Here is an 11,855-nt window from a genome sequence, read left to right on the forward strand (position 1 = left end):
ACTTTTACAAGTCCAGGAGAAGGAAGTACATTGACCGTTACCGCTACCATTACTAATGGTGTAGGAAATACAAGTGCTGCCGCTAGTGATGCTGCCACTATTGAAACAACACTCCCAACTCCAACAATTACAATTGACGATATTACCCCAGATAATACAATAAATGCTATTGAGGCTTCCGGTACTATTGCAATTACAGGAATTGTAAATGGTGAATTTAATGCCGGAGATACTGTTACACTGCTTATCAACGGCTTGACATTCACAGGAACGGTTAATAATACTGGTGCTTTTAGTATTGTTGTAAGCGGCTCAAATTTAGCATCCGATAGTGACACAACTGTAGATGCTAACCTAGTAACTACAGATTTTGCAGGCAATACAAATACAATTTTAACAACTAAGAATTACAATGTACAAACTGCAAATATTGCAACTCCTATAATCACAGCGATAAGCATAGATACAAATATTCCTAATGACGGAATTACCGCGGACAATACACTAGAAATACAAGGCACATCAGAACCAAACAGAACTATAGACGTATATGCAAATGGAACTTTAATTGGCACTACAACAGCAGATGCTTCAGGTAATTGGACATTGGATTATACCAATACTGTTTTAGCCAATGGAAACTATGATCTTACCGCTATTGCCAGTGATACTTTTGATAATATTAGTTTTACATCTTCAGTTTTTGAAATTGTAATAGATACTGAAGCTCCAATTGTAAATGATGCTATTACAGATAGCCTTTCTCCTTTTATTACAGGTGAAGGTTCTGCTAACGAAACTTTGATTATTGCTATTGACACGGATGGTGATGGAACTCCAGAAGTAACATATACCGTAGTTACAGATGGATCCGGTAATTTTAGCCTAGATACTGGTACAGCTACTCCAGATAATGGATCTTTACCTGTATTAGCTTATCCTAGCACTCTTTACGTTACCGTTACAGATGTAGCTGGTAATACAGACAATACTATTATTTCTATTACAAATGATTATGATGAAGACGGTTTAACGAATAGTGATGAAGCTACAATAGGAACTGATCCTAACAATCCCGATACAGATGGCGATGGCGTTGAAGATGGTCAAGAAGTTCTTGATGACACCAATCCTTTAGACGATTGTGAGTCGCTAAATGGAACTCCCCTTGCTACATCTGATTGTGATGATGACGGGCTAACAAATGCCGAAGAAGATGCAATTGGAACAGACCCAGAAGATCCAGATTCGGATAGAGATGGTATACTAGACGGTAAAGAAGTTACAGACAAAACAGACCCATTAGATGCATGCGATTCTATAGGAGGTACACCACCCATAGATATTGCTTGTGATATTAAAATACAAAATGAAAATATAACTCCGAGCACACAAGATGGTGATTTTATCATTATAAATATTGAAGCATTTCCCAATAATAAAGTAGAAATTTTTAATAGGTGGGGTGTTAAAGTTTTTAGTGTTTCTTCTTACGATAATACTTCCAAAGTTTTTAAAGGATTTTCTAATGGTAGAACGGTTGTTAAAACTAGTAAATCGCTTCCTGCTGGTGTGTATTATTACATCATCAACTATCTAAAAAAGGGCGAAGCCAAAACAAAGAATGGTTATTTATACCTTAATAACTAATTATATAAAATGAGATTGATTTTAAAACATAAAAAATACATACTTAGTTTAATTGGATGTTTGCTCTTTGCTATAGGTTTGCAAGGTCAGCAAGATGCACAATACACCCAATATATGTATAATACCATTGCTATAAACCCTGCATATGCCGGTGCTAGAGGAGCTTTAAGCATTGCTGCTTTACACCGTTCGCAGTGGATTGGTTTAGATGGTGCACCTGTTACACAAACATTTAACATACACTCTCCAATCTCATCCAAATCTGGCTTAGGCATTTCTATTGTAAATGATGAAATTGGAAATGGAACTAACCAAGATACTTACATAGATGCACAGTATTCTTATACTGTAAAAACATCAGGAAAAGGAAAGTTATCTTTTGGTTTAAAAGCTGGCGGGCATTTTTTAAATATAGATTACAATAAATTAAGGGCAAACAACCCTACGGTTGCCCCTCCTAATAACGGTGTAGACAAACAGTTTTCTCCAAATTTTGGCGCAGGTTTGTACTATCATGAAGATAAATTTTACTTGGGATTATCTGTTCCTAATTTTTTAGAAACGGAACATTTTGACGATTCTTCTGGCAATAATACCTATTTAACTAAAGAACGAATAAACTGGTATTTAATTACAGGCTACATTTTTAATTTAAATAGCGATTTAAAAATGAAGCCAGCTACGCTTTTAAAAACCGTTTATGGTGCACCAGTACAAGTAGACCTTTCTACAACTTTTTTATACAAAGACAAATTTTCTATGGGTCTTGCTTATAGATGGGATGCTGCATTAAGTGCACTTATCGGTATACAAGCTACAGATAGGTTAATGCTAGGATTAGCATATGATAAAGAAACTACGGCTTTGGGAGGAACAAATTTTAATGACGGTTCTTTTGAAGTTTTTCTTAGATATGATTTTAAATCTAAATTTAGAAATGCACTTACTCCAAGATTCTTTTGATATGATGAGAAAAAAAATTATTACGAGTATTTTATTTTTAGTTGTACTACAAAATTTGGTAAGTGCACAAAGTAGACAGTTAGAAGAGATAGACCAGCTTTTTAACACTAAATCCTATGCTCTTGCCATCAAGGGTTATAAAAATCTAATTGAAAAAGGGATTTCCTCTTACGATATTTACAAAAAATTAGGTGATGCATTCTATTTAAACGCGAATTATATAGAAGCCTCAAAGTGTTATGCAAAATTATTTAACTATAAGGATATTACAATAGATCCTGAATATATTTATAAATATGCACAAACCCTTAAATCTGCTGGAAACTATGAAGAATCTAATACTAGAATGCAAGAGTTTGAAACTATTAAAAAACAAGATTTAAGAGTAGCTAAATACTCAGAAAAACAAAATTATCTAGACGAAATTAAAAACCTTAATAAGAAATATACCGTTACTAATTTATCCTCAAATTCGGCCGAATCTGATTTTGCACCTTCTTTATACAAGGATACATTGGTGTTTGCTAGTTCAAGAGATACAGGTTTATTAATCAATAATGTACATGATTGGAATAACAGACCATTTTTAAATTTACACACTGCCGTTAGAAATGATAGCTTGGATTATAGATACCATTCAAATTTTGCAAAAGAATTAAATTCAAAAACACATGAGTCGTCTACAGTATTTACCAAAGATGGAAAAACAGTCTATTTTACTCGAAATAACTCTGAAAACGGTAAATTTTCTCCTGATAAAAACGGACTAAGTAGATTAAAAATATACAAAGCTTCATTAGAAAATGGTAGCTGGACAAATATTACGGAACTACCTTTTAATAGTGATGATTATTCTACTGCGAACCCAAGTTTAAATTACACAGAAGACAAACTTTACTTTGCTTCTGATATGCCTTCTAGTTTAGGAGCTTCTGACATTTTTGTAGTGGACATAAAACCAGATGGGAGTTTTGGGAATCCAATAAATTTAGGTAAAAAAATTAATACCGAAGGCCGAGAAACTTTTCCTTTTATTTCTGATTCTGAAACACTTTATTTTGCATCAGATGGTCATCCGGGGTTAGGTGGGTTAGATATTTTTTATACAAATCTTCAGAAAGAAGATCGTGTATTAAATATGGGAAAAGATATTAATAGTAGAGAAGATGATTTTTCCTTAATTATAAATGAGACTGAAAACAAAGGGTTCTTTGCTTCAAATAGACCTAACGGATATGGAAGTGATGATATTTACACTTTTATTGGTGAGCCGCTAATACATTTTGAAACAGTGAGGATTCACGGAAAAATTGTAGATAAGGTAACTAACACTGTTTTGCCTAATGCCAAAATAACCATCTATGACTATACAACTAATAACCTATTTGAAACTTATAGTAAAATGGATGGAAGTTTTGAAGCAGAGATTCAAGTTCCTGAAAAAAAGTACCGTTTTATTGCCAAACTTGAAGGATATGATGCTACGGTATTATATCTAAGGTCCCCTTCTGTCAAAGAGAATATAAAAGATGTGGTCATGTTAATGGGGAAAGAAAATTCAAAATCAGGCACTTCAGTAGGTTCAGATCTAACCAATGTTTTACAGCTTAAATCTATTTATTTCGACATAAACAGTTCGTATCTAAGGGTAGAATCTTATCCAGATTTAGATAAAGTGTATCAGTTTATGCTAGAACATCCAGAACTAAAAATTGAAGTAGGTTCCCATACAGATAGTACAGAAAGTGATACCTATAATTTATGGTTATCTAAAAGAAGAGCTAAGTCCACCGTAAATTATTTGATTGGGAAAGGGATTGATGCCAGTAGGATAACAGACGTAGGTTTTGGAGAAACACAGCTGCTAAATGAATGTAGTAATGGCGTAAAATGTTCCGATGATAAACATTCAAAAAACAGACGGTCAGAATTTATAATTGTCAATGAATAGTTCACGACAAAGACTTTAATTTAGTTCACAGGCCTTAGTCAAAGTTTAATTCTGGCGCAAACTGAGACAAAGAAGTAAATGCTAGTAACAGAAATTAAAATTTGGTTATACTTTTAGTAAAGGTCTATAATTATAGGAAAATAAGGGCCAAGCAAAACACAATTGAGTGTGGTTGTTGCTGATAATCTCGAAGGTCCGTTTAAAACATATACCGTGTTAGCCAAAGAAGTATTTATACTATTAATTAAGGGTATTTCATCACCATTTCTCCATAATGTCGCTTGTAAAACATCTCCACTTACTAAAACCGCTCCTGCAACATATACATTTGTTATTATTGGAGCAGGTTCTGGTGTTGAGGCCTAAGAATCATCCGTACCACAAGAAAAAAATAAGACTATTGGGAGTAAAAAAACGGTTTGTATTATAAATGATTTCATAATTTTTAATTTACATTGAGTGGATTAATTGTATGTTATTTAAGTCATATTTCATCTAGTTACAAATTGTTGAAAAAGACACTCCTGTGTCTACACCTGAAGCTAATATTGGATTTACTGGCACTAAAACATCAATACAAATACTTGTTAAGCTAGTATTGTTTTTAGCGCTAAAGTCTATGATGTTCTGGCTATTTCCGTTTTTAATATTTAGGCTAGTTAATTCGTTGCTATTACAGAATAGTTTTTCTAGCACACTATTTTGGGTAAGATCTTGAACACTGATGTTATTTTGTCCACAAACCAGACTTTTTAAATTTACATTGGCCGTTACATCTAAAGAAGTAATATTATTTACTGCACAAACAAGCGTTTCTAATAATAGATTATTACTTAGGTCTAAGGAAGTAAAGGTAGATTCATAGCAGTACAATGTTTCTAGTTTTGTGTTCTTAGTTAAGTCTATTGTTGTAATTCTTGTACCTCCACAATTTAATTCTGTTAATGCTATATTTTGAGTAATATTTAATTCTGTTAGAATTGTGCCTCCACAATTTAATTGTGTTAATGCTTTGTTTTCTGTAACATCTAATGCTGCAAGCAACCCATTTCCTTCTAGGTTAATTTCAGTTAATCCAAGGTTTTTAGAAAAATCTATTGCGGTTAACTTGTTATTAGCTATTCCCGTAAAAAACTTCAGATTGCCATTGCTTCTAAGATCCAATGACGTTAAATTGGTATTAGAGCAAACTAGGCTTTCTAATTTTGTATTGCGACCTAGGTCTAGTTTGGTAATGGGAAGATGGCTACAATTAAAATAAGTTAAGTTTGCAAACGCCTCTATACCTGTTAAGTCGGTAAATAGGTCGTTAACATTGAGAAGCGTTGTACCTATATCTAAAATAGTGATTTCTAATGGGAATTGATAATTCATTTGCCCGTTAATTTGCCCGTCTTGATCAATATTAGTAGCTACTAAAAATGCTTCAAAGTTTGGGTCAGGAATATGCACCAAAGACGACGACACAATAGTAAAAGGTACATTTCTTTCTCCTCCTTTACCATCTTTTGCAACCACCCTTCCAGATGCTATGGTATTATAAGCAGATGCTAAGAATGAATGTGATAGAGTCGTTAAATTTTCGGCAACCCGTATAGAGTTTACAATAATGTCATAGGTAACAAAATCACCATTTGGATCTTTAGAAATATCCCATGCAATGTGTATTCCTAAACCCTTGATATCAGCTGTAGCCGTAACATTAAATTCCTCAGGATTTTTATTTATAAATGCATCATCATCATTTCCACAGGAAAAAAACAAGGTTAGAAGCACTAAAAAAGCAAGCTGTTTTATATATGTTTTCATATTTTTTAATTTAATTGGGGGCGTTATTTGTGATACTATTTAAAAATTAAACCTTGTTTTAAGTATTCAGGAAGTTTTAACGTTAATCCATTACCCATACATCTTTTAAGTACTCTCCGCCAAAACCACCTATAGTCCAAATTTTATCATTAAAAACTACCGAGGTGTGTCCCGTTCTTTCTGGGAAAGTAGTATTAGCAAGAACTTCAAACCACATTTGCCCATCACTACTATGCCAAACATCGTTTATTCTTGTAGTTTCGTTTTGACCGCCAATAATCCACATTTTATCATCAAAAACCACAGAAGTGAGGCCATTTCTTACAGGAAAAGCTGCATCAGCAGTAACTTGAGCCCAAGTTACTCCATCACTACTCTGCCAAACATCGTTTAAGTTTGTAGGACCGTCAGAACCACCAATAATCCACATTTTATTTTCAAAAACCACAGAAGTGTGGCCAGTTCTTCCAGAAAAAGGTGCATTAGTAATAACTTGAGCCCAAGTTACACCATCACTACTCTGCCAAACATCGTTAAGCCTATTACCATCAGAGCCGCCAATAACCCACATCTTATCATTAAAAATCACAGAGGTATGGGAACTTCTTTCTGAGAAAGGTGCATCAGCTGTAACTTGAGTCCAAGAAATACCATCACTACTCTGCCAAACATCATTAAGTCTATTACCATCAGAGCCGCCAATAACCCATATTTTATTATTAAAAACCACAACAGTGTGGCCATGACGTGCAGAGAAAGGAGAGGTTGTTGTAATCTGCGTCCAAGAAATACCATCATTACTCTGCCATACATCATTAAGCCAATTACCATCATAGCCGCCAATAACCCACATATTATCCTTAAAAACCACAGAAGTGTGCCATAAACGTGCAGAGAAATTAGCATTTGCAGTTACAGCTGTTGCTGGTATTTTAAGGTTCCGGGTAGTAAAACTGAAAGTGTTACTAGAACTAGTATTTCCTTGAGTGTCTGACGCTACCACTTTCCAAAACAGTTTTTTGTTTAAAGGGAGCCTGTCTTCTACTGTAAAACTAGCTCCATTAATACTACTTACAATACTGGTAGTTGGATCACTATTTTCATCCATAAATAATTGGTAGGTTATAGTGTCTCCATCAGGATCAATAGGTGCGTTCCAACTAAACGTTGGCTTTAAATCTACTCCAATTGCACCATCTGTAACCGCTTTTAAGGTAAATGCTGTTGGTGCTTTATTTGGCGCTACAGCATCGTCCTTGCTACAAGCAAAATTAATTATTACAAAGAAAACCGTGAACGCCAATTTTGTAATGTTACTGTTTTTATAAAAGATTTTGAATGTTTTCATAGGCCTAATTTTAGTTGAATTTTCCAATTTTCTTAAAGTAATCTCGCGCATTATTATCCCTATCTTCTTATTGTAGAAAATTTTTTGGCAACAGTATAGAACAGCCTTATTTGAATCTATAGAAGTATTAAAATTAAAAATCCGAACATTAGTCTTACTATTAACACCAATAACACATTCTATTCCAGAAGTTTCTTGCGATCCATTTTCTCCATTCCTAAAACAAGAGGTTAACAGCATGGCTATCGCCTTGAATAGGTTTGCAAATACTTTCATTCTGTTTTTCATAATATTAGTTTTATAATAAGTAGAATACAATGATATAATGCTTATTGTAAAATAGTATTCACCATTTTTTCAACCAATAGGAGTAAATGATATTTGAGAAGAAAAGCCTAGTAGTATTATTGCATAACAATACAATAAATGAAACAAACAGTTGTTTTACAGAAACTTACGGACATCACCAGAAAGTGGCCATATTCTTTCTTAAAAGCATCTCTAAAACAAGAAATGCTGTTAAAACCAACATCATACACTAATCCTAAAATGGTTTATAGGAAGTATTTAATTGTTCCCTAGCTTTTGAAGCCAAAAAGCACCTATAAATTCATCTAATCTTGCAATTAATGCTTCTTTTTTCAAGGGCTTGATAAAGCAGGCATTGGCTTCCTGCACAACGCGAAAGTCCAACCTCAAAATAAAATGTAATATTTTCGCTATTGTACTCGTAGCTCCTACCCCTTATAATTCACATTGTACTTGAAAAACTTAAGGTTTTCTTAAGTATATTAAGAAATAACGAACACTCAGAAATGAAGCAATTAAGCTTTGTTTTTACCTAGACTTAGAATAGTGTTCATTAACAGGACACCACAAATGCTATTTTTACGATGGCAATGGAGCACACCAAATTCCATAAGATTCCTTGGGTGGATTATTTTTTTGTATTGATTAATGGGACACTAAAAATAATTTTTGGAAAGATTCTTTAAATTATTGTAATTTTAAACCTTACCCATAGAGGTAATATAAATCTTGAATAACATTAACAAACCTATAGACCAAATTAATATAGTACTCTTTAAAACCACTTAAAAATGAATAAACGGGAATTTCTTAAAAAATCGGCAACATTATCATCAATTGCCTTATTACCAACAGCTTCTTGGGCTTTTTCTAAAGACAAACGGTTACGAACGGCTCACATTGGCGTAGGCAATATGGGCGCAGCCGACCTTGAGGCAATTTCTTCGCATGCAAAAGTAGATGTAATTGCACTTTGTGATGTTGACGCAAACAATTTGGCAGCAGCTCACAAATTACATCCAAAGGCGAAAATATATTCGGATTACCGAAAAATGCTCCAAGAAATGAATAAAAAAATTGATGCAGTTGTGGTATCCACTCCTGATCATACGCATGCACCAGCTTCTATGATGGCTATGGAATTAGACAAACCTGTTTATTGTCAAAAACCCTTAACCCATCATGTTACCGAAGCGCGTGCCATGAAAAAAATGGCGAAAGATAAAAACTTGGTCACTCAAATGGGGATTCAGGTACATTCATTCTACGATTATAAATTGGCCACCCTTTTAATTCAATCAGGTATTGTAGGTAAAGTGCATACCGTTAGAGCTTGGTCTCCTAAAAATTGGGGATATGACGGACCTATCCCTGAAGGAAAAGACCCAATCCCTGAAAATCTAAACTGGGACCTTTGGCTAGGAACTTCTGCCGAAAGACCTTATAAAAAAGGAGTTTATCATCCTGGCAATTGGAGAAAATTAGTGGATTATGGCTGTGGTACCTTGGGCGATATGGGAGTTCATATTTTTGACACCCCTTACAATGCATTAGCATTAGATGTACCCAGAACAATTACTACCAACTGTAGAAAACCAAACGGATTTGGATATCCAGAACAAAATATGGTAACCTATGAGTTTCCTGGCACCGAATATACAGCCGATACCTTAAAATGGGTGTGGTATGATGGTGAAGGAGCAGACAAACAACGTGAAGATTTAATGTTGCCTGGTGGCGAAACACTCCACGACCAAGGCGCTATGTTTATTGGAGAAAAAGGAAGATTGTATTTACCGCATTTTGAACTATTACCTAAATTAATTGTAGACGGAGAATACAAGGAAATAGATGTTGACAAATTTGGATTGGGAGAACCTGTAAGAGATTACGCTAGTGAAGGTAAAAAACACTACCATCAATTTGTAGATTCTTGTTTGGGTAAGGATGAAACCTCAGCTCCTTTTTCATATGCTTCTCGACTTACAGAAACAATATTACTAGGCGTTATTGCCGGCAGATTCCCTAACAAAACCTTACATTGGGATGCAAAAACTGCGAAATTTGCAGAGGAAGAGGCCAATCAATATTTAGATGCCGAATACCGTAAATTTTAATGGGGTACTATTTTGTATTCATTAAACTTTTAGTGCATTCAATAAAACCACAAAGGCCAAAAATTAAGATATTTTTGGCCTTTGTTTAATTAAGTACGGAAAATTCCAAAAAAACAATAGGTAATATCCTTAAAATTAATATTCTCTTTGCATCAATTATTACAAAGGAATATTTCCATGTTTCTTTTTAGGCATGTTAACCACCTTATCTTCTAATAACGCAAGGGCTTTTATTAATTTCTTGCGGGTATCTTTGGGTAAAATAACCTCATCTATAAACCCCCTTTGTGCTGCGCTATATGGGTTTGCGAAAGTAGCTGCATATTCGTGTTCCTTTTCTGCCAACTTGGATTTTGGATCTTTTGCAGAATTAATCTCCTTTCTAAATATAATTTCACTAGCACCCTTTGCCCCCATAACTGCTATTTCTGCACCCGGCCAAGCATAGTTCATATCTGCACCTATATGTTTGGAATTCATCACATCATAGGCACCACCATAAGCTTTACGTGTAATAACAGTTACCTTAGGTACCGTAGCTTCACTAAGGGCATACAATAGTTTTGCGCCATTAGTAATAATACCATTCCATTCCTGATCTGTTCCTGGTAAAAAACCAGGTACATCTACCAATACGAGCAACGGAATATTAAAACAATCACAGAATCGGGTAAATCTAGCACCTTTTTTAGAACTATTTACGTCCAATACCCCAGCCAAACTCATAGGCTGATTTGCCACGATACCGATACTCCTACCCGCCAATCTCGCAAAACCTACAACTAAATTTTCTGCATAGTCTTTGTGAATTTCAAAAAAGGAATCCGCATCAATAATTCCATTTATGACAGTACGCATATCATAGGGCTGATTGGAGTTTTCCGGTACAATATGTTCTAGTTCTTCACGAATTTCTTCCCCTAAGGTATATGAATTTTTAGGAGGTGCATCTTCACAATTTTGAGGCATATAACTCAACAGCTCCTTTATTTGAGCAATACAAGCAATATCATTAGCCGCGGTAAGATGTGTAACCCCAGATTTTGTTGCATGGGTTTTGGCACCACCCAATTCCTCCGATGTTACCTCTTCATTGGTCACTGTTTTAACCACATTAGGTCCGGTGACAAACATATAACTAGAGTTTTCTACCATTAAGGTGAAATCTGTCATTGCAGGTGAATACACCGCCCCACCAGCACAAGGACCCATTATGGCAGAAATTTGAGGTACAGCCCCGGACGCTGCTACGTTTCTGTGAAAAATATCAGCATACCCCCCTAAAGACCTAACTCCTTCCTGTATTCGTGCACCACCACTATCATTTAAGCCAATTATAGGTACGCCTATTTTCATAGCCATATCCATAATTTTACATATTTTTTCGGCATGTGTTTCTGATAAAGCACCGCCAAAAACAGTAAAATCTTGGGCAAAAACACAAACCTGCCTTCCGTTAATGGTTCCGTAACCCGTAACAACTCCATCCCCATAATACTTTTGCTTGTCCATTCCAAAGTCGGAAGTTCTGTGCGTAACTAGAATTCCAAGCTCTTCAAAAGACCCTTCGTCCATTAAAAAATGAATGCGTTCCCGGGCCGTAAGTTTTCCCTTGGCGTGTTGTTTTGCAATTCGGTCTTTGCCACCACCCAGTTTGGCTTGTACTATTTTATTATGAAGTATATTTTCTTTATTATTTTCTTCCATC

9 protein-coding genes are annotated in these 11,855 nt (G+C 34.9%); 6 read left to right on the forward strand and 3 right to left on the reverse strand.

Going from position 1 to position 11,855, the window contains the following annotated elements:
* From MWU65_RS16265 to MWU65_RS16280, 4 genes are all read left to right on the forward strand, one after another.
* A partial coding sequence (locus MWU65_RS16265) for a gliding motility-associated C-terminal domain-containing protein (protein ID WP_247079673.1) occupies window positions 1-1,650 on the forward strand: 1,650 nt, incomplete at its 5' end.
* A 9-nt stretch (window positions 1,651-1,659) separates the two neighbouring features.
* Window positions 1,660-2,613, forward strand: a complete 954-nt coding sequence (locus MWU65_RS16270; protein ID WP_247079675.1) for a type IX secretion system membrane protein PorP/SprF — start codon at window positions 1,660-1,662, stop codon at window positions 2,611-2,613.
* A 1-nt stretch (window position 2,614) separates the two neighbouring features.
* A complete protein-coding gene (locus tag MWU65_RS16275) occupies window positions 2,615-4,564 on the forward strand; it encodes an OmpA family protein (RefSeq protein ID WP_247079677.1) in 1,950 nt (649 codons plus the stop codon).
* 168 nt (window positions 4,565-4,732) lie between these two features.
* Window positions 4,733-4,930, forward strand: a complete 198-nt coding sequence (locus tag MWU65_RS16280) for a hypothetical protein (RefSeq protein WP_247079679.1) — start codon at window positions 4,733-4,735, stop codon at window positions 4,928-4,930.
* Between the two features lie 129 nt (window positions 4,931-5,059).
* On the opposite strand, the gene MWU65_RS16285 is transcribed toward MWU65_RS16280, so the two are convergent.
* Window positions 5,060-6,373, reverse strand: a complete 1,314-nt coding sequence (locus MWU65_RS16285) for a hypothetical protein (protein ID WP_247079681.1) — start codon at window positions 6,371-6,373, stop codon at window positions 5,060-5,062.
* Window positions 6,374-6,455: 82 nt separating this feature from the next.
* Window positions 6,456-8,009, reverse strand: a complete 1,554-nt coding sequence (locus MWU65_RS16290) for a kelch repeat-containing protein (RefSeq protein ID WP_247079683.1) — start codon at window positions 8,007-8,009, stop codon at window positions 6,456-6,458.
* Between the two features lie 138 nt (window positions 8,010-8,147).
* On the opposite strand from MWU65_RS16290, the gene MWU65_RS16295 reads away from it, so the two are divergent.
* The gene (locus tag MWU65_RS16295) at window positions 8,148-8,303 is read left to right on the forward strand and encodes a hypothetical protein (protein WP_247079684.1); all 156 of its coding nucleotides are present in this window, start codon (window positions 8,148-8,150) and stop codon (window positions 8,301-8,303) included.
* A 518-nt stretch (window positions 8,304-8,821) separates the two neighbouring features.
* Complete coding sequence (locus MWU65_RS16300; protein ID WP_247079686.1) at window positions 8,822-10,147, forward strand: Gfo/Idh/MocA family oxidoreductase; 1,326 nt, start codon at window positions 8,822-8,824, stop codon at window positions 10,145-10,147.
* Between the two features lie 159 nt (window positions 10,148-10,306).
* Here the strand turns inward: MWU65_RS16300 and MWU65_RS16305 are convergent, their stop codons facing one another.
* Window positions 10,307-11,854: an acyl-CoA carboxylase subunit beta gene (locus tag MWU65_RS16305; RefSeq protein WP_247079688.1), complete on the reverse strand. Its 1,548-nt coding sequence runs from the start codon at window positions 11,852-11,854 to the stop codon at window positions 10,307-10,309.
* Window position 11,855: the final 1 nt, after the last annotated feature.

This window comes from Cellulophaga sp. F20128, from assembly GCF_023015805.1.
Lineage (GTDB): Bacteria > Bacteroidota > Bacteroidia > Flavobacteriales > Flavobacteriaceae > Cellulophaga.

Coding starts and splice junctions, on each gene's coding strand:
- MWU65_RS16300 (WP_247079686.1), top strand. CDS start 8,822: ATGAATAAACGGGAATTTCTTAAAAAATCGGCAACATTATCATCAATT.
- MWU65_RS16275 (WP_247079677.1), top strand. CDS start 2,615: ATGATGAGAAAAAAAATTATTACGAGTATTTTATTTTTAGTTGTACTA.
- MWU65_RS16295 (WP_247079684.1), top strand. CDS start 8,148: ATGAAACAAACAGTTGTTTTACAGAAACTTACGGACATCACCAGAAAG.
- MWU65_RS16290 (WP_247079683.1), bottom strand. CDS start 8,009: ATGAAAAACAGAATGAAAGTATTTGCAAACCTATTCAAGGCGATAGCC.
- MWU65_RS16270 (WP_247079675.1), top strand. CDS start 1,660: ATGAGATTGATTTTAAAACATAAAAAATACATACTTAGTTTAATTGGA.
- MWU65_RS16285 (WP_247079681.1), bottom strand. CDS start 6,373: ATGAAAACATATATAAAACAGCTTGCTTTTTTAGTGCTTCTAACCTTG.
- MWU65_RS16305 (WP_247079688.1), bottom strand. CDS start 11,854: ATGGAAGAAAATAATAAAGAAAATATACTTCATAATAAAATAGTACAA.